The organism is Burkholderia sp. AU18528, from assembly GCF_002223215.2.
Taxonomy (GTDB): Bacteria; Pseudomonadota; Gammaproteobacteria; order Burkholderiales; family Burkholderiaceae; genus Burkholderia; species Burkholderia semiarida.
Genome location: NZ_NKFC02000003.1, coordinates 1 through 25,912, shown reverse-complemented (window position 1 = coordinate 25,912; position 25,912 = coordinate 1). Strand labels below are relative to the sequence as shown.

Genomic DNA, 25,912 nt, shown 5'->3' with positions numbered 1-25,912 from the left:
TTACTTGGCCTCCGCTTCAAAGTTGATTTCCTGGCCGGGCTTCAGGCAAACGTACGCCTTCTTCACGTCCTTGCGGCGGCCCATCGAACGGCCGAAGCGCTTTTGCTTGCCCTTCTGAACCAGCACGTTGACCGAATCAACTTCAACCTTGAACAGCAGCTCGACAGCCGCCTTCACTTCCTGCTTCGTGGCATCCGGTGCGACTTCGAACACGACTTGCTCGTTCTTGTCGGCAACCAGCGTCGCCTTTTCCGAGATCACCGGTGCGAGCAGGACCTGCATCAAACGATGATCGTTCTTGCGAATCTCGCTCATGACAGCAACTCCTCGATCTGGGCGACCGCAGCCTTCGTGACCAGCACTTTCTTGAAGTAGATCAGCGACAGCGGGTCAGCGTAGCGCGGCTCGACAATCGCCACGTGCGGCAGGTTGCGCGAAGCCAGGTACAGGTTCTCGTCGACCGTGTCCGTGATGATCAGAACGGAGTCGAGACCCATGGTCTTGAATTTGTCGGCCAGCAGCTTGGTCTTCGGCGCTTCGAGGATGATGTCCTCGACGACCGACAGACGGCCTTCACGGGCCAGCTGCGAGAAGATCGAGCAGAGACCTGCGCGATGCATCTTCTTGTTGACCTTGTGCGAGAAGTTTTCTTCCGGCGAATTCGGGAAGATACGACCACCGCCACGCCACAGCGGGCTCGACGACATACCGGCACGAGCGCGGCCCGTACCCTTCTGGCGCCACGGCTTCTTGGTCGTGTGCTTGACTTGCTCACGGTCCTTCTGTGCGCGGTTACCCTGGCGAGCATTCGCCTGGTAAGCGACGACGACCTGGTGGATCAGCGCTTCGTTGTAGTCACGACCGAACACGACGTCCGATGCGTTGACCACTGCACCTTCCTGACCATTTTCGTTCAGGAGCTTGAGTTCCATTATTTCGCCCCCTTGGTCTTGACGGCCGGCGTCACGAAGACCTTGCCGCCCTTCGCGCCCGGAATCGCACCCTTCACGAGCAGCAGCTTGCGCTCTGCGTCGATACGAGCGATTTCGAGGTTCTGCACCGTCACCGTCACGTCACCCATGTGACCCGTCATGCGTTTACCCGGGAAAACACGACCCGGATCCTGCGCCATACCGATCGAGCCCGGCACGTTGTGCGAGCGCGAGTTACCGTGCGTGGCACGGCCGGAGGAGAAGTTGTAACGCTTGATCGTACCGGCGTAGCCCTTACCGATCGACACGCCTTGCACGTCGACCTTCTGGCCCACTTCGAAAAGATCTGCACCGACCACGGCGCCATTCGACAGCTCGGCTGCCTTGGCCGCGTCAATGCGGAATTCCTTGAGGATTTCACCGGCTTCGACACCGGCTTTGGCGAGATGACCTGCCAGCGGCTTCGTCACGCGCGATGCGCGGCGGGAGCCGAATGCAACCTGCACGGCCGTGTAGCCGTCGGTTTCAACAGTCTTGATCTGCGTCACGCGGTTGTCCGACACGTCCAGCACGGTGACGGGAATCGAATCCCCTTCCGCCGTGAAGATACGGGTCATGCCAACCTTGCGACCTACGAGTCCAAGGCTCATCATTTTCTCCATTCCCGACTGCGATTGGTCGGGGCTGATTTACAAAATGCCGGGCACGCAAGGCCCAGCTTTTTTACGCGAATACGCGAAAAGCCAAGCAGTATAGCCCGACTCCGCGATTTCCGCAAGCAATACAAAGACTTAGCGCCACCCGACACGCCGGGCGGCGCTGGAAGCCTTACTGCAGCTTGATTTCCACGTCGACGCCAGCCGGCAGATCGAGCTTCATCAGCGCGTCGACGGTCTTGTCCGTCGGATCGACGATGTCCATCAGGCGCTGGTGGGTACGGATTTCGAGCTGATCGCGCGACGTCTTGTTGACGTGCGGCGAACGCAGGATGTCAAAACGCTGAATGCGCGTCGGCAGCGGCACCGGGCCACGGACGATTGCGCCAGTCCGCTTCGCGGTATCGACGATTTCGGCGGCCGATTGATCGATCAGACGATAGTCGAAAGCCTTCAGGCGAATGCGGATTTTCTGTTGCTGCATGACAATTCCTTGAAAAGAGCGAGGCGATGTTGCATCGCCGGACACTAAAAGAACGTGAAACATGACGCCAGCGGGGAGCGAAGCATCAGGTTCCGGACGGTACTCCCACTGCTAAGCCCGCGATTCTACACGAAAATTCGCGGTGGTGGTGCGCGTTTGTCGATGCTGCGCTTCGTACGCCACAAAGAAAAACCGGGTGCCAGATCGAACTGGACACCCGGTTTCGGCGGTACGCAGTTGCTTACCGCGGAATCGCGGACCCCGGAGGGATCCGCGGATCGTCGATATTACTCGATGATCTTGGCGACGACGCCGGCGCCGACGGTACGGCCGCCTTCGCGGATCGCGAAGCGCAGACCTTCTTCCATCGCGATCGGAGCGATCAGCTTCACCGTGATCGACACGTTGTCGCCCGGCATCACCATTTCCTTGTCCTTCGGCAGCTCGATCGAGCCCGTCACGTCCGTCGTACGGAAGTAGAACTGCGGACGGTAGTTGTTGAAGAACGGCGTGTGACGACCGCCTTCATCCTTGCTCAGCACGTACACTTCAGCCGTGAAGTGCGTGTGCGGCGTGATCGAACCCGGCTTCGCCAGAACCTGGCCACGCTCCACGTCTTCACGCTTCGTGCCGCGCAGCAGGATACCCACGTTGTCGCCTGCCTGGCCTTGGTCCAGCAGCTTGCGGAACATTTCCACGCCCGTGCAGGTCGTCTTCACCGTCGGCTTGATACCGACGATTTCGATTTCCTCGCCGACCTTGATGATGCCGCGCTCGACACGACCCGTCACCACCGTACCGCGGCCCGAGATCGAGAACACGTCTTCCACCGGCATCAGGAACGCGCCGTCAACCGCACGCTCCGGCGTCGGGATGTACGTGTCCAGTGCGTCTGCCAGGTTCATGATCGCCACTTCGCCCAGCTCACCCGTGTCGCCTTCCAGCGCCAGCTTCGCCGAACCCTTCACGATCGGCGTGTCGTCGCCCGGGAAGTCGTACTTCGACAGCAGTTCGCGAACTTCCATCTCGACCAGCTCGAGCAGTTCCGCGTCGTCAACCATGTCGCACTTGTTCAGGAACACGATGATGTACGGAACGCCAACCTGACGCGCCAGCAGGATGTGCTCACGCGTTTGCGGCATCGGGCCGTCTGCTGCCGAGCAAACCAGGATCGCGCCGTCCATCTGCGCCGCGCCCGTGATCATGTTCTTCACGTAGTCAGCGTGGCCCGGGCAGTCGACGTGTGCGTAGTGGCGGTTAGCCGTTTCGTACTCGACGTGTGCCGTGTTGATCGTGATGCCGCGCGCCTTTTCTTCCGGTGCCGCGTCGATCTGGTCGTACGCCTTCGCTTCGCCGCCGAACTTCTTCGTCAGAACCGTCGTGATCGCTGCCGTCAGCGTCGTCTTGCCGTGGTCAACGTGACCAATCGTACCAACGTTCACGTGCGGCTTGGTCCGCTCAAACTTTTCTTTTGCCATGATTCTCTTCTTTCAAAAAATAATCGATTGAGAGCTACAGATTTACTTCGACTTCGCGCTGATGATCGCTTCGGCAACGTTGCGCGGAGCTTCAGCGTAGTGCTTGAACTCCATCGTGTACGTTGCACGACCTTGCGTCAGCGAGCGCAGCGAAGTCGAATAGCCGAACATTTCCGACAGCGGCACTTCGGCGCGCACGATCTTGCCGCCGCCAACCATGTCTTCCATGCCCTGGACGATACCGCGACGGCCCGACAGGTCGCCCATCACGTTGCCCATGTAGTCTTCCGGCGTCTCGACTTCGACAGCCATCATCGGCTCGAGGACGACCGGGTTCGCCTTGCGCATCGCTTCCTTGAACGCCATCGAACCGGCCATGCGGAACGCGTTTTCGTTCGAGTCAACGTCGTGGTACGAACCGAACGTCAGGTGAACCTTCACGTCGACGACCGGGAAGCCGGCCAGCACGCCCGACTTCAGCGTGTCCTGGATACCCTTGTCGACCGCCGGGATGTATTCACGCGGAATCACACCACCCTTGATCTCGTCGAAGAACTCGTAGCCCTTGCCTTGTTCGTTCGGCTCGAGCGTGATGACCGCGTGACCGTACTGGCCGCGACCACCCGACTGCTTGACGAACTTGCCGTCGACATCCTTCGCCGTCGAACGGATCGTTTCGCGGTACGCAACCTGCGGCTTGCCGACGGTCGCTTCCACGCCGAATTCACGCTTCATCCGGTCGACCAGAATTTCGAGGTGGAGCTCGCCCATGCCCGAAATGATGGTCTGGCCCGACTCTTCGTCGGTCTGCACGCGGAACGACGGGTCTTCCTGAGCCAGACGGTTCAGGGCGAGGCCCATCTTTTCCTGGTCGGCCTTGGTCTTCGGCTCGACCGCCTGCGAAATCACCGGCTCCGGGAACACCATGCGTTCGAGAACGATCGGGTTCGCCGGGTCGCACAGCGTGTCGCCCGTGGTGGCTTCCTTCAGGCCGACCGCCGCGGCGATGTCGCCTGCGCGGACTTCCTTGATTTCTTCACGCTGGTTCGCGTGCATCTGCAGAATACGGCCGAGGCGTTCCTTCTTGCCCTTGGTCGAGTTCAGCAGCGTGTCGCCCGAGTTGACGACGCCCGAGTACACACGGAAGAAGATCAGCTGGCCGACGAACGGGTCGGTCATGATCTTGAACGCGAGCGACGAGAACTTCTCGTCGTCCGACGCCTTGCGCTCTGCTTCTTCACCGTTCTCGAGCTCGCCCTTGACCGGCGGGATGTCGACCGGCGACGGCAGGAAGTCGATCACGGCGTCGAGCATACGCTGCACGCCCTTGTTCTTGAACGCGGTACCGCACAGCATCGGCTGGATTTCGCATGCGATCGTACGATCACGCAGCGCCTTGACGATGTCGGCTTCCGGCAGATCGCCTTCTTCCAGGTACTTGTTCATCAGGTCTTCGCTGGCTTCGGCAGCCACTTCGACCATCTTTTCGCGCCATTCCTTGCAGGTCTCGGCGAGTTCGGCCGGGATGTCGACGTAGTCGAACTTCGTGCCTTGCGACGCCTCGTCCCAAATGATCGCCTTCATCTTGATCAGGTCGACCACGCCCTTGAAGTTTTCTTCCGAGCCGATCGGCACCACGACCGGAACCGGGTTCGCCTTCAGGCGCAGACGGAGCTGGTCGTAGACCTTGAAGAAGTTCGCGCCGGTACGGTCCATCTTGTTGACGAACGCGAGACGCGGCACCTTGTACTTGTTCGCCTGACGCCACACCGTTTCCGACTGCGGCTGCACGCCGCCCACTGCGCAGTACACCATGCACGCGCCGTCGAGCACGCGCATCGAACGCTCCACTTCGATCGTGAAGTCGACGTGGCCCGGGGTGTCGATGATGTTGATGCGGTGTTCCGGATAGTTGCCGCCCATGCCCTTCCAGAAGGCCGTGGTAGCAGCGGACGTGATCGTGATGCCACGTTCCTGTTCCTGCTCCATCCAGTCCATCGTGGCTGCGCCGTCGTGGACTTCACCGATCTTGTGGTTCACACCGGTGTAAAACAGAATGCGCTCGGTCGTCGTCGTCTTGCCGGCGTCGATGTGAGCGCTAATACCGATATTGCGGTAGCGCTCGATAGGAGTCTTGCGAGCCACTTTGATCCTCTACTGGGATGACGTGATGCAGCCTTGCCGCATCACGCCTCAACACAAACGGGCGAGGCGCCTGAAAAGCGCACCCGCCCGGAATTTATTTCCGCAAACAGCCCAGCCAGGCGCTTAGAAACGGAAATGCGAGAACGCGCGGTTGGCTTCTGCCATGCGGTGAACTTCGTCGCGCTTCTTCATCGCGCCGCCACGGCCTTCGGCCGCTTCGGAGAGTTCACCTGCCAGGCGCAGGGCCATCGACTTCTCGCTGCGCTTCTTCGCAGCCTCACGCAGCCAGCGCATCGCCAATGCCATACGACGCGACGGGCGCACTTCGACCGGAACTTGATAGTTGGCACCACCAACGCGACGGCTCTTCACTTCGACCACCGGCTTCACGTTGTTGAGCGCAACCGTGAACACTTCCAGCGGGTCCTTGCCACCCTTGGTCTGGATTTGTTCGAATGCGCCATAAACGATGCGCTCTGCGACCGACTTCTTGCCGGACAGCATCAGCATGTTCATGAACTTGGCAACATCAACGTTGCCGAACTTCGGATCCGGCAACACTTCCCGCTTGGGGACTTCGCGACGACGCGGCATGATTCTTCCTTTACTTGTTCAGTTGGAGCTGGATTCAGCTCCGCGGCCACCAACAAACCCGATCACATCTTCACGACTAACCAGCTTGGCCGGGTGACCACTTACTCGACAGCACCGGCAATCCGGCACTCCCGCCTCGACCGCCCTGCGGCGATCCCTGATCAAAAACTGCTTACTTGGCAGCCTTTGCACGCTTCGCGCCGTACTTCGAGCGCGCTTGCTTACGGTCCTTGACGCCCTGGGTATCCAGCGAGCCGCGAACCATGTGGTAACGCACACCCGGCAAGTCCTTCACACGGCCGCCGCGGATCAGCACAACCGAGTGTTCCTGCAGGTTGTGGCCTTCACCGCCGATGTACGAAATCACTTCGAAGCCGTTCGTCAGACGAACCTTGGCGACCTTACGGAGTGCCGAGTTCGGCTTCTTCGGCGTCGTCGTGTACACACGGGTGCACACGCCGCGACGCTGGGGGCAGTCCTGCAGGGCCGGGCTCTTGCTCTTCGTCGTTTCCGACTGACGGCCTTTGCGAACCAGTTGGTTGATGGTTGGCATTGTTTATTCCTGAAATTGAACAAAATCTGCACATCGATTTCGGGCAAAGCGAGAATCGACGCACAGTTGACTTCCGAACCGGCGGATCGGGCGCGAACTTTCGAACGCGACGCGGCCTCCGAATACCGGAACCCAACATGATATTCCGGAAATACCAACGAAGTCAACGGCTTGCGTGATTTGCCGGCCGACCGCGCGGTCTATGGAAGGGGTCGGAACCCTGTGTCAAGCCGATTCGACGACGTCGATGATCTCGTCGCCGAAGCGCTCGAGCTTGCGCACGCCCATGCCTGGAATGTGACGCAGGTCGTCGATCGTCTCCGGCGCGTTGCGCGCGATTTCGGCGAGCGTCGCGTCGTGGAAGATCACGTAGGCCGGCACGCCGTCCGTCTTCGCGGTTTCCGCGCGCCACGCACGCAACGCGTCCCAGCGTGCGCGCTCACGCGCGCCCATGCCGGCCGTCGGGTCGACCCGCGTGCCGCTGCGGCTCGACGACTGGCGCGTGCGCTGCGGCTTCACGTAGCGGCGCAGCGTGACCTTTTCCTCGTTCTTCAGCACCGGCTTCGCGGCCTCGGTGAGCACCAGCGCGCCGAAGCCGCCATGGTCGACCGCCAGGTAGCCGTACGCGACCAGTTGCCGGAAAATCGCGCGCCACTCGGGCTCGGACAGCGACGCGCCGATACCGAACGTGCTCAACTGGTCATGGCCGCGCTGCAGCACCTTCTCGGTGCGGCCGCCGCGCAGGATCTCGATCAGATGGCTCGCGCCGAAGTTGAAGCCGCTCGCGCGCTGCGCGCGGAACACGCACGACAGCGCCATCTGCGCCTCGCGCGTCGCGTCCCATGAATCGGGCGGCTCCAGGCACGTGTCGCAGTTACCGCACGGCTGGCTCGCCTCGCCGAAGTAGTTCAGCAGCCGCACGCGGCGACACGAGATCGTCTCGCACAATCCGAGCAGCGCGTCGAGCTTCGACGTCTGCACGCGCTTGTGCGCGTCGTCCGCATCCGACTCGTCGATCATCTTGCGCTGCTGGACGACGTCGCCGAGGCCATACGCCATCCACGCGTTCGCGGGCATCCCGTCGCGGCCCGCGCGGCCGGTCTCCTGATAGTAGCCTTCGACGCTCTTCGGCAAATCGAGGTGGGCAACGAAGCGCACGTCGGGCTTGTCGATACCCATGCCGAACGCGATCGTCGCGCACATCACGATGCCTTCCTCGCGCTGGAACATTTCCTGGTGCTTCTGCCGCACCTCGAACTCCATCCCCGCGTGATACGGCAGCGCGCGCACGCCCTGCGCCTTCAGCCATTCGGCCGTTTCCTCGACCTTGCGGCGCGACAGGCAGTAGACGACGCCCGCATCCGTCGTGCCGTCGGCATTCGTGTGTTCGGCGCGGATGAAGTCGAGCAGCTGCGAGCGCGCGTTGTCCTTTTCGACGATCCGGTAGCGGATGTTCGGGCGGTCGAAGCTCGACACGAACACGCGTGCGTCGTCGAGCGCGAGCCGATGGATGATCTCGTCGCGCGTGATCGCGTCGGCCGTGGCGGTCAGCGCGATGCGCGGCACCGACGGGAAGCGCTCGTGCAGCACCGACAGCTGGATGTATTCCGGACGGAAATCGTGCCCCCATTGCGACACGCAGTGCGCTTCGTCGATCGCGAACAGCCCGATCTTCGCGCGCTCGAGCAGGTCGAGGAAGCGCCCCGTCATCAACCGCTCCGGCGCGACGTACAGCAGGTCGATTTCACCTTCGCGCAGCGCGCGCTCGGTGGCTGCCGCCTCGGCGCCCGACAGTGTCGAATTCAGGTAAGCCGCGCGCACACCGACTTCGCTCAACGCGGCGACCTGGTCCTGCATCAGCGCGATCAGCGGCGACACGACGATGCCGGCGCCCTGCCCGGCCTCGCGGCGCAGCAGCGCGGGGATCTGGTAGCACAGCGACTTGCCGCCGCCCGTGGGCATCAGCACGAGGCAATCGCCGCCGCCGGCGACGTGCTCGACGATCTCGCCCTGCTGGCCGCGAAAGGCGGAATAACCAAAGACTTCGTCGAGTATTTCGAGGGCGCGGGACATGAATGAGACCAGGGACGGCTGAGCGATGACCGCAATTTTAACAACCCGCTCGCGCGACGCGTGGCGAATCGCAGGATGTTGGCCATTCGGTCAGGGTTCTTTCGCGTGCATCACGATGCCTGTCGCCGCCATGCCGAAGGCGATCGCGGAGCATGCGCCGGCGCGGCACAGGCACGTCATGCGCGTGAACGAAGGACGAAAAAAAACCGCCCGGCAGAACCGGGCGGTTTCGGTGACAGCGATGATAGCAAGGCAACGCGGCTTGCGCCGCCCCGCGCTTACTCGGCTGCCGGGTGTTGCGGCTCTTCCGCCGGCGCGCTCGGCGTGCCGAAGTCGAATGCCTCTTCCGCTGCGATCTGGTCGAAACGCTCGCGATCCGACGATTCCTTCGCCTTGCGTGCCTTGTGGAACGCGAGACCCGTACCGGCCGGAATCAGACGGCCGACGATCACGTTTTCCTTCAGGCCGCGCAGATCGTCGCGCTTGCCCATGATCGCCGCTTCGGTCAGCACGCGGGTCGTTTCCTGGAACGATGCCGCGGAGATGAACGAGTCGGTCGACAGCGAAGCCTTCGTGATACCGAGCAGCACGTTGTCGTACGAAGCCGGACGCTTGCCCTCGGCGATCATGCGGTCGTTCTCGTCCAGCATGTCGGAACGCTCGACCTGTTCGCCCGGGATGAAGCGCGTATCGCCGTTGTCGGTGATCTGCACACGACGCAGCATCTGGCGAACGATCACCTCGATGTGCTTGTCGTTGATCTTCACGCCCTGCAGACGGTACACGTCCTGCACTTCGTCGACGATGTAGCGCGACAGCGCCTCGATACCCTGCAGACGCAGGATGTCGTGCGGATCGGCCGGACCGTCCACGATCATTTCGCCCTTGTTGACGACCTGGGCGTCGTGAACCAGAACCTGCTTTTCCTTCGCGATCAGGAACTCGTGCTGGTTGCCCTCGAGGTCCGTGATGACGAGACGCTGCTTGCCCTTCGTGTCCTTGCCGAACGACGTCGTACCGGTGACTTCCGCGAGAATGCCGGCATCCTTCGGCGAACGCGCTTCGAACAGTTCCGCCACCCGCGGCAGACCGCCGGTAATGTCACGCGTCTTCTGCGCTTCCGTCGGGATACGTGCGAGCACTTCACCGACCTGCACCTGCTGGCCATCCTTCACGGTGATCAGTGCGCCGACCTGGAAGCCGATCTGCACTGCGTGCTCCGTGCCCGGAATCTTCACTTCCTCGCCGTTCGCGTCGAGCAGCTTCACCTGCGGACGCACGCTCTTCGACGCCTGCGAACCGCGGCGCTTCACGTCGATCACGACCAGCGTCGACAGGCCCGTCACGTCGTCGATCTGCTTCGCGACGGTCACGCCTTCCTCGACGTTTTCGAACTTCACCGTACCACCGTACTCGGTGATGATCGGGCGCGTCAGCGGATCCCACGTGGCGAGCTGCGTGCCGGCCTTGATGGTCGCGCCGTCGAGCTGCAGCAGCGTCGCGCCGTACGGCACTTTGTGACGCTCGCGCTCACGACCGAAGTCGTCGGTGATCATCGCTTCGCCCGAACGGGAAATGACGATCTGCTCGCCCTTCGCGTTCGTGACGTAGCGCATCGTCGCCGTGAAGCGGACGATACCGTTGCTCTTCGCTTCGACCGACGAGGCCACTGCCGCACGCGACGCCGCGCCACCGATGTGGAACGTACGCATCGTCAGCTGCGTGCCCGGCTCGCCGATCGACTGCGCGGCGATCACGCCGACCGCTTCGCCGACGTTCACGAGCGAGCCGCGGCCAAGGTCGCGGCCGTAGCAGGCTGCGCACAGACCGTAACGCGTTTCGCAGGTCAGCGGCGTGCGCACGCGCACTTCGTCGATGCCGAGGCGTTCGATTTCCTCGACCGCCGTTTCGTCGAGCAGCGTGCCCGATTCGTACAGCGTTTCCTGCGTTTCCGGGTTCACGACGTCCGCCACCGCGACGCGGCCGAGGATACGGTCACGCAGCGCTTCGACGACTTCACCGCCTTCGACGAGCGCCTTCATCGCCACGCCGTTCGACGTGCCGCAATCGTCTTCCACCACGACCAGATCCTGCGTGACGTCGACGAGACGACGCGTCAGGTAACCCGAGTTCGCGGTCTTCAGTGCCGTATCAGCCAGACCCTTACGTGCACCGTGGGTCGAGATGAAGTACTGCAACACGTTCAGACCTTCGCGGAAGTTCGCGGTAATCGGCGTCTCGATAATCGAGCCGTCCGGCTTCGCCATCAGGCCACGCATGCCGGCCAGCTGACGAATCTGAACCGCCGAACCCCGGGCGCCCGAGTCGGCCATCATGTAGATCGAGTTGAACGACTCCTGGCGCGTCTCATTGCCGTCGCGATCGATCACCGGCTCCGTCGACAGCTGCTCCATCATCGCCTTGCCGACCGCTTCCGACGTTGCCGACCAGATGTCGACCACGTTGTTGTAGCGTTCCTGCGCGGTGACGAGACCCGACATGTACTGGCGGTCGTACTCCTTCACCTTCTTCGCGGCGTCGCCGACGATCGTTTCCTTCTGCGGCGGCACGAGCATGTCGTCCACGCAGATCGAGATGCCGGCACGCGTCGCGAGACGGAAACCCGACTGCATCAGCTGGTCGGCGAACACGACCGTCGCACGCAGACCGCACTTGCGGAACGCCGTGTTGATCAGGCGCGAGATTTCCTTCTTCTTCAGCGGCTTGTTCAGCACCGAGAACGGCAGGCCGTGCGGCAGGATCTCCGACAGGATCGCGCGACCGACGGTCGTCGCGTACAGCGTGATCTTCGGCACGAATTCCGGCGCGCCTTCCGACGTGTCCTCGTTGCGGACCATTTCGGTGATCCGGACGTTGACGCGCGAGGCCAGCTCGACTTCCTTGTTCTCGTACGCGCGGATCACTTCCGACACGCCGGTAAACGACAGGCCTTCGCCCTTGCCGTTGATCGCTTCGCGGGTCGCGTAGTACAGACCCAGCACGATATCCTGCGACGGCACGATCGACGGATCGCCGTTGGCCGGGAACAGCACGTTGTTCGACGCGAGCATCAGCGTGCGCGCTTCCATCTGCGCTTCGAGCGACAGCGGCACGTGAACGGCCATCTGGTCGCCGTCGAAGTCGGCGTTGAACGCCGCGCAGACGAGCGGGTGCAGCTGGATCGCCTTGCCTTCGATCAGCACCGGCTCGAACGCCTGGATACCGAGACGGTGCAGCGTCGGCGCACGGTTCAGCATCACCGGGTGCTCGCGGATCACCTCTTCGAGGATGTCCCACACCACCGGCGTCTGGTTCTCGACTTCCTTCTTCGCAGCCTTGATGGTCGTGGCGACGCCCATCACTTCCAGCTTGTTGAAGATGAACGGCTTGAACAGCTCGAGCGCCATCAGCTTCGGCAGACCGCACTGGTGCAGCTTCAGCGTCGGGCCGACCACGATGACCGAACGGCCCGAGTAGTCGACGCGCTTGCCCAGCAGGTTCTGACGGAAACGACCGCCCTTGCCCTTGATCATGTCGGCGAGCGACTTCAGCGGACGCTTGTTCGCGCCCGTCATCGCCTTGCCGCGACGACCGTTGTCGAGCAGCGAGTCGACGGCTTCCTGCAGCATCCGCTTTTCGTTGCGGACGATGATTTCAGGCGCCTTCAGCTCGAGCAGACGCTTCAACCGGTTGTTCCGGTTGATCACGCGGCGATACAGGTCGTTCAGGTCCGACGTCGCGAAACGGCCGCCGTCCAGCGGCACGAGCGGACGCAGTTCCGGCGGCAGCACCGGCAGCACTTCGAGGATCATCCACTCGGGCTTGATGCCCGAGCGCTGGAATGCCTCGAGGACCTTCAGGCGCTTCGCGTACTTCTTGATCTTCGCTTCCGAGCCGGTGTTCTTCAGCTCAGTGCGCAGCGTCTCGACCTGCTCGTCGATGTTGATCGCGCGCAGCAGTTCACGCACGCCTTCCGCGCCCATTTCGGCACGGAATTCGTCGCCGTATTCCTCGACCTTGTTGTAGTAATCCTCTTCGGTCATGATCTGCCGCGCCTTCAGCGGCGTCATGCCCGGTTCGATGACCACATAGGCTTCGAAGTACAGCACGCGTTCGATGTCGCGCAGCGTCATGTCGAGCACCATGCCCAGACGCGACGGCAGCGACTTCAGGAACCAGATGTGCGCGACCGGCGAGGCCAGCTCGATGTGGCCCATCCGTTCGCGACGCACCTTCGCCAGCGTCACTTCGACGCCGCACTTCTCGCAGATCACGCCGCGGTGCTTCAGACGCTTGTACTTGCCGCACAGGCACTCGTAGTCCTTGATCGGCCCGAAGATCTTCGCGCAGAACAGACCATCGCGTTCCGGCTTGAACGTACGGTAGTTGATGGTCTCCGGCTTCTTCACTTCGCCGAACGACCACGAACGGATCTTGTCGGGCGAGGCCAGACCGATCTTGATCGCGTCGAAAACTTCTTCCTGTTGGACTTGCTTGAATAGATCGAGCAGAGCTTTCATTGCTTTCTCTCCGTAGTCCGATTAATTGCGGTCGAGATCGATATCGATACCGAGCGAGCGGATTTCCTTCACGAGCACGTTGAAGGATTCCGGCATGCCTGCATCGATCACGTGATCGCCCTTGACGAGGTTTTCGTACACCTTCGTCCGGCCGGTCACGTCGTCCGACTTCACCGTCAGCATTTCCTGCAGCACGTAGGACGCGCCGTACGCTTCGAGTGCCCACACTTCCATTTCACCGAAACGCTGACCACCGAACTGCGCCTTACCACCCAGCGGCTGCTGCGTGACGAGCGAGTACGGGCCGGTCGAACGCGCGTGCATCTTGTCGTCGACCAGGTGGTGCAGCTTCAGGTAGTGCATGTAGCCGAGCGTCACGCGACGTTCGAACATTTCACCCGTGCGGCCGTCGTACAGGCGGACCTGGTTCTTCGACGGGTTCATGCCGAGCTGTTCGGCGATGTCGTCCGGGAACGCGAGGTCGAGCATCTTGCCCATTTCTTCCTCGGTCGCACCGTCGAACACCGGCGTCGCGAACGGCACGCCTTCGCGCAGATTCTTCGCGAGTTCGAGGATCTCGTCGTCGGTGAAGCTTTCCAGATCTTCCTGGCGGCCCGACTCGTTGTAGATCTTCGTCAGGAACGCGCGCAGTTCCTCGATCTTCGCCTGACGCTGCAGCATTTCGCCGATACGCCAGCCGAGGCCCTTCGCGGCCCAGCCGAGGTGCACTTCCAGAACCTGACCCACGTTCATCCGCGACGGCACGCCGAGCGGGTTCAGCACGACGTCGGCCGGACGGCCGTCGGCCATGTACGGCATGTCTTCGATCGGGACGATCTTCGACACGACACCCTTGTTACCGTGACGGCCCGCCATCTTGTCGCCAGGCTGCAGACGGCGCTTCACCGCGAGGTACACCTTGACCATCTTCAGCACGCCCGGCGGCAGTTCGTCGCCTTGCGTGAGCTTCTTGCGCTTCTCTTCGAACGCGAGGTCGAACTGGTGACGCTTCTCTTCGATCGAGTTCTTGATCGCTTCGAGCTGCGCCGCCGCTTCGTCGTCCGCGAGGCGGATGTCGAACCAGTGGTAATGGTCGAGGTCTTCCAGGTAAGCCTGGTCGATCTTCGTGCCCTTCGCGAGCTTCTTCGGACCGCCGTTCGCGACCTTGCCCACGAGCATGCGCGCGAGACGCTGGAACGCGTCGCCTTCCACGATGCGCAGCTGGTCGTTCAGGTCGAGACGGTAGCGCTTCAGTTCGTCGTCGATGATCTGTTGCGCACGCTTATCGCGCTGGATGCCTTCACGCGTGAACACCTGGACGTCGATCACCGTCCCGCTCATGCCCGACGGCACGCGCAGCGACGTGTCCTTCACGTCCGAAGCCTTCTCGCCGAAGATCGCGCGCAGCAGCTTCTCTTCCGGCGTCAGCTGGGTCTCGCCCTTCGGCGTGACCTTGCCGACCAGCACGTCGCCAGCTTCGACTTCCGCACCGATGTACACGATGCCCGATTCGTCGAGACGGCCGAGCTGGACTTCCGCCAGGTTCGAGATGTCGCGCGTGATTTCTTCCGGCCCGAGCTTCGTGTCGCGTGCAACGACGTTCAGCTCTTCGATGTGGATCGACGTGTAGCGATCGTCCGCGACCACCTTCTCCGAGATCAGGATCGAATCCTCGAAGTTGTAGCCGTTCCACGGCATGAACGCGATCAGCATGTTCTGGCCGAGCGCGAGCTCGCCCAGGTCCGTCGAGGCGCCGTCGGCCAGCACGTCGCCGCGCGAGACCTTGTCGCCCATCTTCACGATCGGACGCTGGTTGATGTTCGTGTTCTGGTTCGAACGCGTGTACTTGATCAGGTTGTAGATGTCGACACCGACTTCACCCGCGACCGCTTCGTCGTCGTTCACGCGAATCACGATACGGCCTGCGTCGACGTAGTCGACCACACCGCCGCGGAACGCCTGAACCGTCGTACCCGAGTCGACCGCGCAGGTGCGCTCGATGCCCGTACCGACGACCGGCTTTTCCGGACGCAGACACGGCACGGCCTGACGCTGCATGTTCGAACCCATCAGTGCACGGTTCGCGTCATCGTGCTCGAGGAACGGGATCAGCGAAGCTGCCACCGACACGATCTGCGACGGCGCGACGTCCATGTACTGGATCCGGTCCGGCGTGACCATCATCGTTTCGCCGGCTTCGCGCGACGACACGAGTTCGTCGATCAGTCGGCCGTCTTCGTCGATCGCGGCGTTCGCCTGGGCGATCATGTAGCGACCTTCCTCGATCGCCGACAGGTAGTCGATCTGATCGGTCACCTTGCCGTCCACGACCTTGCGGTACGGCGTCTCGAGGAAGCCGTACTCGTTCAGGTGCGCATACAGTGCGAGCGAGTTGATCAGGCCGATGTTCGGACCTTCCGGCGTCTCGATCGGGCACACGCGGCCGTAGTGGGTCGGGTGCACGTCACGGACTTCGAAGCCTGCACGCTCGCGCGTCAGACCGCCCGGGCCCAGTGCGGAAACACGGCGCTTGTGCGTGATTTCCGACAGCGGGTTGGTCTGGTCCATGAACTGCGACAGCTGCGACGAACCGAAGAACTCGCGGATCGCCGACGAAATCGGCTTCGAGTTGATCAGGTCGTGCGGCATCAGGTTTTCGCTTTCGGCCTGGCCGAGGCGTTCCTTGACCGCGCGCTCGACACGCACGAGACCGGCGCGGAACTGGTTTTCCGCCAGTTCGCCGACGCAACGCACGCGACGGTTGCCGAGGTGGTCGATGTCGTCCACTTCGCCCTTGCCGTTACGCAGCTCGACGAGGATCTTGATCGTCGCGAGGATGTCGTCGTCCTGCAGCGTCATCGGGCCGACGATCTCGTCACGGCCGACGCGGCGGTTGAACTTCATGCGGCCGACCTTCGACAGGTCGTACGCTTCTTCGCTATAGAACAGACGGTTGAACAGCGCCTCGACCGCTTCTTCGGTCGGCGGCTCGCCCGGACGCATCATGCGGTAGATCGCGATGCGCGCGGCCGTCTTGTCGGTCGTTTCGTCGACACGCAGCGTCGACGAGATGTACGGACCCTGGTCCAGATCGTTCGTGTAGAGCGTTTGGATGTCCTTGATGCCCGCTTCGCGCAGCTTCTCGAGCACGCTTTCCGTGACTTCGTCGTTCGCGCTCGCGATCACTTCGCCGGTGTCGCCGTCGACGACGTTCTTCGCCAGCACGCGGCCGAGCAGATAGTCTTCCGGCACCGAGATGAACTTGGTCTTCGCGGCTTCGAGGTCGCGAATGTGCTTCGCGTTGATCCGCTTGTCCTTCTGGACGATGACCTTGCCGTCGCGATCCGTGATGTCGAAGCGCGCGACTTCGCCACGCAGGCGCTCGGGCACGAACTCGAGTTGCGCGCCTTCGTCCATCAGCGTGAAGTTGTCGAACACGAAGAAGTTCGCGAGGATCTGTTCCGGCGTCAGGCCGATGGCCTTCAGCAGGATCGTGACCGGCATCTTGCGGCGACGGTCGACGCGGAAGTACAGGATGTCCTTCGGATCGAATTCGAAGTCGAGCCACGAGCCGCGGTACGGAATGATCCGTGCCGAGAACAGCAGCTTGCCCGAGCTGTGCGTCTTGCCCTTGTCGTGTTCGAAGAACACGCCCGGCGAACGGTGCAGCTGCGAGACGATGACACGCTCGGTGCCGTTGATGACGAACGAGCCCGTCGGCGTCATGAGCGGAATTTCGCCCATGTACACTTCCTGCTCCTTCACTTCCTTGACGACCGGCTTGTTCGGCGATTCCTTGTCGAGGATGACGAGGCGGACCTTCGCGCGCAGCGCGGAGCAGTACGTCAGGCCGCGCTGCTGGCATTCCTTGATGTTGAATGCCGGCGACGACAGCGCATAGCTCACGAACTCGAGGCGCGCGAAACCGTTGTGCGAAACAATGGGAAATACCGACGTGAACGCGGCCTGCAAACCCTCGGGCTTACGTTGCGTCGCGGGCACATCGGCTTGCAGAAACGTGCTGAATGATTCAAGCTGAGTAGCCAGCAAGAACGGAACTTGGTGAACGATGGGGCGCTTCGCGAAACTCTTGCGAATGCGCTTCTTCTCGGTGAAGGAATATTGCATACGATCTCCGAATCACGGCGGGTGCTATCGAGGCGGAATACCTGGACGTTTCAAACCCGAGTGTTCACCGACTGAGACCCGATGGCCGTTCGACGGCTTGAACGAGCCGAGAAGCTTGGTGGTTGGCCGCTACCAACCGCTGGCTGACGGCAGCGGATGCCTGTGTTGCCCGCTACCCGACCAAACTTGCCTTCTGCAGTCGCTTCAGAAGACAAAGAGAACCGCCAATCGTGAGTGATGCATCACAACGATCAGGCGGTTTTCTTTGGCTTCTGGGGCCGATTATTCGGGCTCCCGAATGAGTGCCAGAATAACGTCCCCACAAAGCACAAAAAGGCCGGCGGTGAAAATACCGCCAGCCTTCGCACAGCGCGCCGAAACTTACTTGACTTCGACCTTCGCGCCAGCTTCTTCCAGCTTCTTCTTGGCTTCTTCAGCAGCAGCCTTGTCGACGCCTTCCTTGATGGGCTTCGGTGCACCGTCAACCAGGTCCTTCGCTTCCTTCAGGCCCAGGCCCGTCAGTTCGCGAACGGCCTTGATGACCGAAACCTTGTTGGCGCCGGCTTCAGCCAGGACGACCGTGAATTCGGTCTTCTCTTCTGCAGCAGCAGCAGCGCCGCCCCCTGCCGGGCCAGCGACTGCCACTGCAGCTGCCGACACGCCAAACTTCTCTTCGAATGCCTTGACCAGTTCGTTCAGTTCCAGAACGGTCATCCCTTCGACTGCTGCCAGGATGTCTTCTTTTGCGATTGCCATTTGAAATACTCCTAAATTGAATTCGGATACAGCCAGCGATCAATGACGCTGATGCACGTTCGCTTACGCAGCTTCCGCTTGCTTCTTCTCGGCCAGCGCGGCCAGAGCACGCGCGAAGCCCGAAACAGGCGCTTGCATAACGAACAGCAGCTTCGAGAGCAGTTCTTCGCGACTCGGGATGCTTGCCAGCGCTTGCACGCCAGCCTTGTCCATCACCTTGCCATCGAACGAACCAGCCTTGATGACCAACTTGTCATTGCTCTTGCTGAAGTCGTTGACGACCTTAGCAGCGGCAATTGCATCTTCCGAGATGCCGTAGATCAGCGGACCAGTCATCTGCTCTGCCAGCGGAGCAAACGGCGTACCTTCGACAGCGCGACGCGCCAGCGTGTTCTTCAACACGCGCAGGTAAACCTTTTGCTCACGCGCTTGCGCGCGCAGCTTGGTCAGATCGCCAACCGCAATTCCACGATACTCAGCCAGCACAACGGTCTGGGCCTTCGCGACTTGCGCGGAAACCTCAGCGACGACGGCTTGCTTGTCTTCTCTATTAAGCGGCACGGTTAGCCTCCAGAAACGATACGTTCGGCCTTGCCGGTATGGCGAAACCTCACGTACCTCGTTCAACAACGGCGTCCGACCTCGTTAGGAGTATTTCCACCTCATGCCGCGAATCGCTTCGCGGCCTGCGGCTTCACCACTGCAAAACTTTTTCGGGTTCGCCATCTGCGTTGGCTTGAATTAAGGGGATCACCTGACTGCTGCGCCCCACCAACGGTCTTTGATAACCGGTTGCCCGCCCTGCTGCACGAACAACCGCCCAAAGCCCATGTGGACCGCTTCGCGAGCGAAGCGGCCCGAATACTTGCTTACTGTGCTGCCAGCGTAGCCTGGTCGACGCGCACGCCGACGCCCATCGTGCTCGACAGTGCGATCTTGCGCAGGTACACGCCCTTGCTCGTTGCCGGCTTTGCCTTCTGCAGCGCTTCGATCAGCGCCGACAGGTTCGAACGCAGCGCGGTCGGCTCGAACGATGCACGGCCGATGGTCGCATGGATGATACCGGCCTTGTCGACACGGAATTGCACCTGACCAGCCTTCGCGTTCTTGACGGCGGTTGCGACGTCCGGCGTGACCGTACCGACCTTCGGGTTCGGCATCAGGCCGCGCGGCCCGAGGATCTGGCCGAGCGTACCGACGATACGCATCGTGTCCGGCGAAGCGATCACGATGTCGAAGTCCATCTGGCCAGCCTTGATCTGCTCGGCCAGGTCTTCCATACCGACGATTTCCGCGCCAGCTGCACGAGCTTGCTCGGCCTTTTCGCCTTGCGCGAACACGGCAACGCGAACCGACTTGCCCGTACCTGCCGGGAGAACGACCGAACCACGAACGACCTGGTCGGACTTCTTCGCATCGATGCCGAGCTGGACTGCGACGTCGATCGACTCGTCGAACTTCGCGCTCGCGCATTCCTTCACGAGGCTCAGCGCGTCTTCGATCGCGTACAGCTTCTGACGGTCGACCTTGGCGGCAAATGCCTGACGGCGCTTGGAGATCTTAGCCATTTACACGCCCTCCACAGTGATACCCATCGAGCGTGCGCTACCAGCGATGGTGCGAACGGCTGCGTCCAGATCAGCTGCCGTAAGGTCCGGCATCTTGGTCTTCGCGATTTCTTCGGCTTGAGCGCGCGTGATCGAACCGACCTTGTCGGTGTGCGGCTTGCTCGAGCCCTTGTCCACCTTCGCCGCCTTCTTGATCAGGACGGTCGCCGGCGGCGTCTTCATCACGAACGTGAAGCTCTTGTCAGCGAATGCCGTGATGACCACCGGCACCGGCAGACCCGGCTCCATGCCTTGAGTCTGCGCGTTGAACGCCTTGCAGAACTCCATGATGTTCAGGCCGCGCTGGCCCAGTGCCGGACCAACCGGCGGCGACGGGTTGGCTTTACCTGCAGGGATCTGCAGCTTGATAAAGCCGATAATCTTCTTTGCCATTTGAAACCTCATTGGAACGCCGGAGAAGGCGTTCGGTGAGTGATAACGCGCTTTCGCCGCTGGCTACTGACGCTCCTCAACGGCCATGACGCGGGCCGTAAGCGCGAAGGTGGGCAGCCGAGGCTGCCCACCGAATCGGGATCAAACTTTTTCGACCTGACCGAACTCGAGTTCGACGGGGGTCGAGCGGCCAAAGATGGTGACCGACACACGCACGCGCGATTTCTCGTAGTTGACTTCTTCGACGGTGCCGTTGAAGTCCGTGAACGGGCCTTCCTTGACACGCACCATCTCGCCGACTTCGAACAGGGTCTTCGGGCGCGGCTTTTCGACGCCTTCCTGCATCTGCGACATGATCTTCTCGACTTCCTTCGGGGAAATCGGGGTCGGGCGGTTACGCGCACCGCCGACGAAACCAGTTACCTTCGCGGTGTTCTTCACGAGGTGCCACGTTTCGTCCGTCATTTCCATTTCCACCAGCACGTAGCCAGGGAAGAAACGACGTTCGGTCACAGCCTTGTGGCCGCCTTTGACTTCGACCACTTCTTCGGTCGGAACCAGGATCTGACCGAATTTGTCCTGCATGCCAGCACGTTCGATGCGCTCTTGAAGCGCGCGTTGCACGCTCTTCTCCATACCGGAGTAGGCGTGCACGACGTACCAACGCTTTCCGCTCGGGGATGCCGGAGTATCGCTCATATCATTTCCAACCCAGAATCGCCGAGAAAATCACCCATTCGATCGATTTGTCGCTCAACCAGAGGAAAATCGCCATCACGAGCACGAAACCGAACACGACGAGTGTGGTTTGCGTTGCTTCCTTGCGGGTGGGCCATACGACCTTCCGGACTTCCTTGTACGAATCCTTGGCAAACGCGATGAGGCTCTTGCCAGGGGCGGACATCAGCCCGACGGCCACGCCGGCGATGATACCTACCGCCAACGCGGCACCGCGGACATACCACTGCTGATTGGCCAGCCAGAAGAAGCCCACGAATCCGGCCAACACCAGCAATACGCCCAGGGCCAGCATCAGCTTATCGCCGGAGGTATTTACAGTTTCGACGGATGGATTCGCCATAACACCTTAAAACAAATGCCACGTGGGACACGTGGCGATTTTTGGCAGGGGCAGAGGGAATCGAACCCCCAACCTTCGGTTTTGGAGACCGACGCTCTGCCAGTTGAGCTATACCCCTAAACCATGTTGGGGCCGGCTGCTGCCAGCCCCAAAACTGTCGATCAACGAATAACTGGCTTACTCGATGATCTTGGCGACGACGCCGGCGCCGACGGTACGGCCGCCTTCGCGGATCGCGAAGCGCAGACCTTCTTCCATCGCGATCGGAGCGATCAGCTTCACCGTGATCGACACGTTGTCGCCCGGCATCACCATTTCCTTGTCCTTCGGCAGCTCGATCGAGCCCGTCACGTCCGTCGTACGGAAGTAGAACTGCGGACGGTAGTTGTTGAAGAACGGCGTGTGACGACCGCCTTCATCCTTGCTCAGCACGTACACTTCAGCCGTGAAGTGCGTGTGCGGCGTGATCGAACCCGGCTTCGCCAGAACCTGGCCACGCTCCACGTCTTCACGCTTCGTGCCGCGCAGCAGGATACCCACGTTGTCGCCTGCCTGGCCTTGGTCCAGCAGCTTGCGGAACATTTCCACGCCCGTGCAGGTCGTCTTCACCGTCGGCTTGATACCGACGATTTCGATTTCCTCGCCGACCTTGATGATGCCGCGCTCGACACGACCCGTCACCACCGTACCGCGGCCCGAGATCGAGAACACGTCTTCCACCGGCATCAGGAACGCGCCGTCAACCGCACGCTCCGGCGTCGGGATGTACGTGTCCAGTGCGTCTGCCAGGTTCATGATCGCCACTTCGCCCAGCTCACCCGTGTCGCCTTCCAGCGCCAGCTTCGCCGAACCCTTCACGATCGGCGTGTCGTCGCCCGGGAAGTCGTACTTCGACAGCAGTTCGCGAACTTCCATCTCGACCAGCTCGAGCAGTTCCGCGTCGTCAACCATGTCGCACTTGTTCAGGAACACGATGATGTACGGAACGCCAACCTGACGCGCCAGCAGGATGTGCTCACGCGTTTGCGGCATCGGGCCGTCTGCTGCCGAGCAAACCAGGATCGCGCCGTCCATCTGCGCCGCGCCCGTGATCATGTTCTTCACGTAGTCAGCGTGGCCCGGGCAGTCGACGTGTGCGTAGTGGCGGTTAGCCGTTTCGTACTCGACGTGTGCCGTGTTGATCGTGATGCCGCGCGCCTTTTCTTCCGGTGCCGCGTCGATCTGGTCGTACGCCTTCGCTTCGCCGCCGAACTTCTTCGTCAGAACCGTCGTGATCGCTGCCGTCAGCGTCGTCTTGCCGTGGTCAACGTGACCAATCGTACCAACGTTCACGTGCGGCTTGGTCCGCTCAAACTTTTCCTTGGCCATTTTCAACTCCCAAAAGGAATTTCACAGGTTGCGCCGCGCGCAAACAAGACACTGACTTTTTACTGCTGGTGCCCATGGGCAGGATCGAACTGCCGACCTCTCCCTTACCAAGGGAGTGCTCTACCACTGAGCCACATGGGCGCTACGCTTCAACTTAGCGGTCTGGAGCGGGTGAAGGGAATCGAACCCTCGTCGTAAGCTTGGAAGGCTTCTGCTCTACCATTGAGCTACACCCGCACGGGCCACTAACGATTCCTTGCCGCTCACTGCGCTGATATCTTGGTGGAGGAGGTTGGATTCGAACCAACGTAGGCGTAAGCCAACAGATTTACAGTCTGCCCCCTTTAGCCACTCGGGCACCCCTCCGTAGAGAACTGACGATTATGGGGGTGCATCGCACTCTTGTCAAGCATATCCGGAAGATTATTTTCACTTTCTTCCCGACCTCTGCTTCCCGCCGATCGTCGCCCCTGCCCGGCTAAGGCAAGCGCGAGATGTTGCCGACCGGCACCACATCTTCGTCAGACTCCGCCTTCAACGCCGATCTGCATCTGCGCTAAAAACGAAAGACCGCCATCATACGGCCTCTTTCGCACAATGCCAAGCGGGTAAGCACAAAATTTCGGCAAATTTCGTGCCGGGCGAGTTTGGCGAGCCGGCTGGTGGTTGCTCCTGGAGGTTGGGCGCGGTGCCTCCGGAGTGAAATAAAGGCTCTGCAGCCGACGACGGCGCACCCCTTCTGACGATTGCTGTCGGCTCCGTCGCCGGTTTCGACTACTGCTGCGTTCGCCGGCTTCACCGCAAGGCATGAGGCCGTCTCGAGTCGCCCGCCTACCCCAGGTAAAGACCTCCATGCACCCGCCTCTCTGGAACGACACTTTTTGTGGTTGCACCGTAAGCGGTCATCTAATAACGCAGCAGGTGCGCACGACCCGGAGTCAGCTTCGTCGGATGAAACTACTTGGTAGGTTTTGGAAATCGATAGTTTATGAAGTGTTCCTCGGTAGACGTGACTTGAAATTTCATCGATTCGTAGAACGCAACAGCCTCCGAATTTGAGCGGAGGCAAGACAGTGTGATGGCCTTTCCGGTCCGCGCGGCCTCTGACATCAGCGATGTCAGAACGTCTTTTCCAATCCCCTGTCGCTGGAAGCTTGGTTTCAGTATCAGAAGCGACAGGTGAATAGCGTCGTCTAGCATCCTGACGACCGCGTAACCTGCTGTATTGGCGCCAACTCTGACCAATCGTATATCAGAGCGGGTGTAAGACTCTATAAATCGACGCCGTTGAAACTCATCATCCCAACCGAACGCGGAATCGATGTGATCGCGCAGCGCAGCCTCATATTGCGCGAAGAGCTCCTGCGTTTCAGTTGCGCTTTCCTCGAAGGGGACCAGCGCGACCCTGTTCACCAGGCTGTCATTCATCGGGGATGTAAGCTCGTAAGCGGTGCGATCGCTCAGTTTAGGTCAGGGCAATAATTTCCAAGGCAGTAGCTCGGCGTAGTCATCGACAGTCTCGGCCAACGGCAGCCTGGCAAATAGCCAGACGAGATATCGATACGGATTGATGCCGTTCGCGTTGTACGTTTCGACGAGAGAGTACAGGTTGGCGCTGGCTTGCGCACTGGGCAACCGTGTCAACGAACAGTAACCCAGATGCACGAGTTGATGATCGTGGGCGATGCCGTTATAGAGCTCGTACCCGGCAATCATCAGCACGGTGCCAGGCTGCACGCCGGCATAGAGCTTCTGCGTGTGCTGGGCGCCGCGGCCCTGCGAGTACGAGAACATCCGTACTGTGGCCTAGCGCCGTTGACCTGCGCCCACAGATAACTCTTCGCCTGTGTCCTGGCTCCTTCAGCACTTGGAAGGTTGTCTCGTCGCCGTAGATCACGTCCGACTCGAGCAGCGCGTCGCGCATCAAATTGATCATCGGCTGCGTAGCCACTCCCACCTCGCGCTTACGAAGTCGTTATAAAGCCGATATATGGCGCCGGTGCATCGACATCCGACGCGCGCTGCCCGGCAACTTGAGCCGAAGCGGCGATTCAAGAGCGAAGCATGGTGCGCCGACCTTCCCTTGCGGAGCTCTCTGATCGGCGATCCGAATACGGCACGCGCCGACACGGGAATACATCCCTGCGATGGGTGGCCGCGTAGGCGACAGCGCCTATTCGCTCATCGAAGAAATTTACTCGGTACGGGACGGTCCAACGAGCGACCGTCGAAAAGAATCGCGCCGATTGTTGATCCTGTCAGACACGCAATACGCGCACGGCACAGCGGGCCCGTGGGTCGATTCGCTTCTTGCCGCAAGCCAAGCGTGCGCCGCGCCCCGATAGGGCTCTTTAGGGCGAGATGCGGCGAGCTGGATCGAAAATGGCGCTTGATAACAATGTCGCGGCTCTTGTGGCGGAGCAGTACAGTCGCGAGGAACATGCGGCAAGGGAGCCGGGAGCGGCGACATCCTGTCCGCTCTTGCCATTGCCATGGAGACGTTGTTTTCGCCGGCCGAAATGCAAAAACCCCCGCCTTGTCGGGCGGGGGTTTCTGGCTTGAGGGAGCCTGACGATTACCTACTTTCACACGGGAATCCGCACTATCATCGGCGTGGAGTCGTTTCACGGTCCTGTTCGGGATGGGAAGGGGTGGGACCGACTCGCTATGGTCATCAGGCAAAGGGGGTTGTTCTGCTGGCGTGGCCAACAGAACCAATCTGGGAAGAAGCAGTAATCAGGTTGTGTGTATCACACACGAGAATCCAACTTGTCTCGTCTTGCTACGCAGGTCACCGGTACTTCAACCGGCGCGCCGCATCGATCAGCTTCGCTGCTCGACGCTCTGCGTGGGATGCTCGTAAGTGCTGAAGCACTAACGATCATCGACAAGGCAGACTTGTTATAGGATCAAGCCTTACGGGCAATTAGTATCGGTTAGCTGAACGCATTACTGCGCTTACACACCCGACCTATCAACGTCCTGGTCTCGAACGACCCTTCAAGGGGATCTAGTCCCCAGGGATATCTCATCTTAAGGCGAGTTTCCCGCTTAGATGCTTTCAGCGGTTATCTCTTCCGAACATAGCTACCCGGCGATGCCACTGGCGTGACAACCGGTACACCAGAGGTTCGTCCACTCCGG

The 25,912-nt window shown here is 61.0% G+C and carries 19 protein-coding genes, 4 tRNA genes, 2 rRNA genes and 1 pseudogene; all 26 read right to left on the bottom strand.

Annotated elements, in window-relative coordinates; genetic code table 11:
• Complete coding sequence (gene rplW / locus CFB52_RS01575) at positions 1 to 315, bottom strand: 50S ribosomal protein L23 (RefSeq protein ID WP_004199275.1); 315 nt, start codon at positions 313 to 315, stop codon at positions 1 to 3.
• Positions 312 to 932: a 50S ribosomal protein L4 gene (rplD, locus tag CFB52_RS01570; protein ID WP_006477192.1), complete on the bottom strand. Its 621-nt coding sequence runs from the start codon at positions 930 to 932 to the stop codon at positions 312 to 314. The genes rplW and rplD overlap by 4 nt, the downstream gene beginning before the upstream one ends.
• Positions 932 to 1,582, bottom strand: a complete 651-nt coding sequence (gene rplC / locus CFB52_RS01565) for a 50S ribosomal protein L3 (protein WP_006482922.1) — start codon at positions 1,580 to 1,582, stop codon at positions 932 to 934. The genes rplD and rplC overlap by 1 nt, the downstream gene beginning before the upstream one ends.
• Before the next feature lie 178 nt (positions 1,583 to 1,760).
• Positions 1,761 to 2,072 carry a 30S ribosomal protein S10 gene (gene rpsJ, locus CFB52_RS01560; protein ID WP_004199280.1) on the bottom strand — a complete coding sequence of 104 codons (312 nt, stop codon included), beginning with the start codon at positions 2,070 to 2,072 and terminating at the stop codon, positions 1,761 to 1,763.
• A 287-nt stretch (positions 2,073 to 2,359) separates the two neighbouring features.
• Positions 2,360 to 3,550 carry an elongation factor Tu gene (gene tuf / locus CFB52_RS01555; RefSeq protein WP_034209732.1) on the bottom strand — a complete coding sequence of 397 codons (1,191 nt, stop codon included), beginning with the start codon at positions 3,548 to 3,550 and terminating at the stop codon, positions 2,360 to 2,362.
• Between the two features lie 42 nt (positions 3,551 to 3,592).
• Positions 3,593 to 5,695, bottom strand: coding sequence for an elongation factor G (fusA, locus tag CFB52_RS01550; RefSeq protein ID WP_059535572.1), 2,103 nt, complete (start codon positions 5,693 to 5,695; stop codon positions 3,593 to 3,595).
• 123 nt (positions 5,696 to 5,818) lie between these two features.
• Entirely contained in the window at positions 5,819 to 6,289 is a 471-nt protein-coding gene (gene rpsG, locus CFB52_RS01545) for a 30S ribosomal protein S7 (RefSeq protein WP_006477195.1), read from the bottom strand.
• Positions 6,290 to 6,461: 172 nt separating this feature from the next.
• Positions 6,462 to 6,842, bottom strand: coding sequence for a 30S ribosomal protein S12 (gene rpsL, locus CFB52_RS01540; RefSeq protein WP_006400662.1), 381 nt, complete (start codon positions 6,840 to 6,842; stop codon positions 6,462 to 6,464).
• Between the two features lie 225 nt (positions 6,843 to 7,067).
• The gene (gene recQ / locus CFB52_RS01530) at positions 7,068 to 8,915 is read right to left on the bottom strand and encodes a DNA helicase RecQ (protein WP_060315563.1); all 1,848 of its coding nucleotides are present in this window, start codon (positions 8,913 to 8,915) and stop codon (positions 7,068 to 7,070) included.
• Positions 8,916 to 9,193: 278 nt separating this feature from the next.
• A complete protein-coding gene (rpoC, locus tag CFB52_RS01525; RefSeq protein ID WP_006482896.1) occupies positions 9,194 to 13,435 on the bottom strand; it encodes a DNA-directed RNA polymerase subunit beta' in 4,242 nt (1,413 codons plus the stop codon).
• Between the two features lie 21 nt (positions 13,436 to 13,456).
• On the bottom strand, positions 13,457 to 17,563 hold the full coding sequence (gene rpoB / locus CFB52_RS01520) for a DNA-directed RNA polymerase subunit beta (protein ID WP_034209726.1): 4,107 nt from the start codon (positions 17,561 to 17,563) through the stop codon (positions 13,457 to 13,459).
• 381 nt (positions 17,564 to 17,944) lie between these two features.
• On the bottom strand, positions 17,945 to 18,319 hold the full coding sequence (gene rplL, locus CFB52_RS01515; protein ID WP_006482911.1) for a 50S ribosomal protein L7/L12: 375 nt from the start codon (positions 18,317 to 18,319) through the stop codon (positions 17,945 to 17,947).
• A 63-nt stretch (positions 18,320 to 18,382) separates the two neighbouring features.
• Positions 18,383 to 18,880 carry a 50S ribosomal protein L10 gene (rplJ, locus tag CFB52_RS01510; protein ID WP_006482916.1) on the bottom strand — a complete coding sequence of 166 codons (498 nt, stop codon included), beginning with the start codon at positions 18,878 to 18,880 and terminating at the stop codon, positions 18,383 to 18,385.
• Positions 18,881 to 19,188: 308 nt separating this feature from the next.
• Entirely contained in the window at positions 19,189 to 19,887 is a 699-nt protein-coding gene (rplA, locus tag CFB52_RS01505) for a 50S ribosomal protein L1 (RefSeq protein ID WP_006482906.1), read from the bottom strand.
• On the bottom strand, positions 19,888 to 20,319 hold the full coding sequence (gene rplK / locus CFB52_RS01500) for a 50S ribosomal protein L11 (RefSeq protein ID WP_006477201.1): 432 nt from the start codon (positions 20,317 to 20,319) through the stop codon (positions 19,888 to 19,890).
• Between the two features lie 141 nt (positions 20,320 to 20,460).
• On the bottom strand, positions 20,461 to 21,018 hold the full coding sequence (nusG, locus tag CFB52_RS01495; RefSeq protein WP_006400672.1) for a transcription termination/antitermination protein NusG: 558 nt from the start codon (positions 21,016 to 21,018) through the stop codon (positions 20,461 to 20,463).
• Position 21,019: 1 nt separating this feature from the next.
• Positions 21,020 to 21,400 carry a preprotein translocase subunit SecE gene (gene secE, locus CFB52_RS01490; RefSeq protein ID WP_006482892.1) on the bottom strand — a complete coding sequence of 127 codons (381 nt, stop codon included), beginning with the start codon at positions 21,398 to 21,400 and terminating at the stop codon, positions 21,020 to 21,022.
• A 42-nt stretch (positions 21,401 to 21,442) separates the two neighbouring features.
• A tRNA-Trp gene (locus tag CFB52_RS01485) sits at positions 21,443 to 21,518 on the bottom strand.
• A gap of 59 nt (positions 21,519 to 21,577) precedes the next feature.
• Positions 21,578 to 22,768: an elongation factor Tu gene (gene tuf, locus CFB52_RS01480; protein ID WP_034209732.1), complete on the bottom strand. Its 1,191-nt coding sequence runs from the start codon at positions 22,766 to 22,768 to the stop codon at positions 21,578 to 21,580.
• A gap of 66 nt (positions 22,769 to 22,834) precedes the next feature.
• A tRNA-Thr gene (locus CFB52_RS01475) sits at positions 22,835 to 22,909 on the bottom strand.
• Between the two features lie 22 nt (positions 22,910 to 22,931).
• Positions 22,932 to 23,005: transfer RNA gene (locus CFB52_RS01470), tRNA-Gly, on the bottom strand.
• 43 nt (positions 23,006 to 23,048) lie between these two features.
• Positions 23,049 to 23,134: transfer RNA gene (locus CFB52_RS01465), tRNA-Tyr, on the bottom strand.
• A 591-nt stretch (positions 23,135 to 23,725) separates the two neighbouring features.
• Positions 23,726 to 24,196, bottom strand: coding sequence for an N-acetyltransferase (locus CFB52_RS01460; RefSeq protein ID WP_099315991.1), 471 nt, complete (start codon positions 24,194 to 24,196; stop codon positions 23,726 to 23,728).
• Between the two features lie 42 nt (positions 24,197 to 24,238).
• Positions 24,239 to 24,710: pseudogene (locus CFB52_RS01455) on the bottom strand (transposase); the annotation flags it as partial.
• A 624-nt stretch (positions 24,711 to 25,334) separates the two neighbouring features.
• Positions 25,335 to 25,447: ribosomal RNA gene (rrf, locus tag CFB52_RS01450) — 5S ribosomal RNA — on the bottom strand.
• A 226-nt stretch (positions 25,448 to 25,673) separates the two neighbouring features.
• A 23S ribosomal RNA gene (locus CFB52_RS01445) occupies positions 25,674 to 25,912 on the bottom strand; the annotation flags it as partial.

Coding starts and splice junctions, on each gene's coding strand:
- rpoB (WP_034209726.1), bottom strand. CDS start 17,563: ATGCAATATTCCTTCACCGAGAAGAAGCGCATTCGCAAGAGTTTCGCG.
- CFB52_RS01460 (WP_099315991.1), bottom strand. CDS start 24,196: ATGAATGACAGCCTGGTGAACAGGGTCGCGCTGGTCCCCTTCGAGGAA.
- nusG (WP_006400672.1), bottom strand. CDS start 21,018: ATGAGCGATACTCCGGCATCCCCGAGCGGAAAGCGTTGGTACGTCGTG.
- rpoC (WP_006482896.1), bottom strand. CDS start 13,435: ATGAAAGCTCTGCTCGATCTATTCAAGCAAGTCCAACAGGAAGAAGTT.
- tuf (WP_034209732.1), bottom strand. CDS start 3,550: ATGGCAAAAGAAAAGTTTGAGCGGACCAAGCCGCACGTGAACGTTGGT.
- rplA (WP_006482906.1), bottom strand. CDS start 19,887: ATGGCTAAGATCTCCAAGCGCCGTCAGGCATTTGCCGCCAAGGTCGAC.
- rpsL (WP_006400662.1), bottom strand. CDS start 6,842: ATGCCAACCATCAACCAACTGGTTCGCAAAGGCCGTCAGTCGGAAACG.
- rpsJ (WP_004199280.1), bottom strand. CDS start 2,072: ATGCAGCAACAGAAAATCCGCATTCGCCTGAAGGCTTTCGACTATCGT.
- rpsG (WP_006477195.1), bottom strand. CDS start 6,289: ATGCCGCGTCGTCGCGAAGTCCCCAAGCGGGAAGTGTTGCCGGATCCG.
- tuf (WP_034209732.1), bottom strand. CDS start 22,768: ATGGCCAAGGAAAAGTTTGAGCGGACCAAGCCGCACGTGAACGTTGGT.
- rplD (WP_006477192.1), bottom strand. CDS start 932: ATGGAACTCAAGCTCCTGAACGAAAATGGTCAGGAAGGTGCAGTGGTC.
- rplK (WP_006477201.1), bottom strand. CDS start 20,319: ATGGCAAAGAAGATTATCGGCTTTATCAAGCTGCAGATCCCTGCAGGT.
- secE (WP_006482892.1), bottom strand. CDS start 21,400: ATGGCGAATCCATCCGTCGAAACTGTAAATACCTCCGGCGATAAGCTG.
- rplW (WP_004199275.1), bottom strand. CDS start 315: ATGAGCGAGATTCGCAAGAACGATCATCGTTTGATGCAGGTCCTGCTC.
- rplC (WP_006482922.1), bottom strand. CDS start 1,582: ATGAGCCTTGGACTCGTAGGTCGCAAGGTTGGCATGACCCGTATCTTC.
- recQ (WP_060315563.1), bottom strand. CDS start 8,915: ATGTCCCGCGCCCTCGAAATACTCGACGAAGTCTTTGGTTATTCCGCC.
- rplL (WP_006482911.1), bottom strand. CDS start 18,319: ATGGCAATCGCAAAAGAAGACATCCTGGCAGCAGTCGAAGGGATGACC.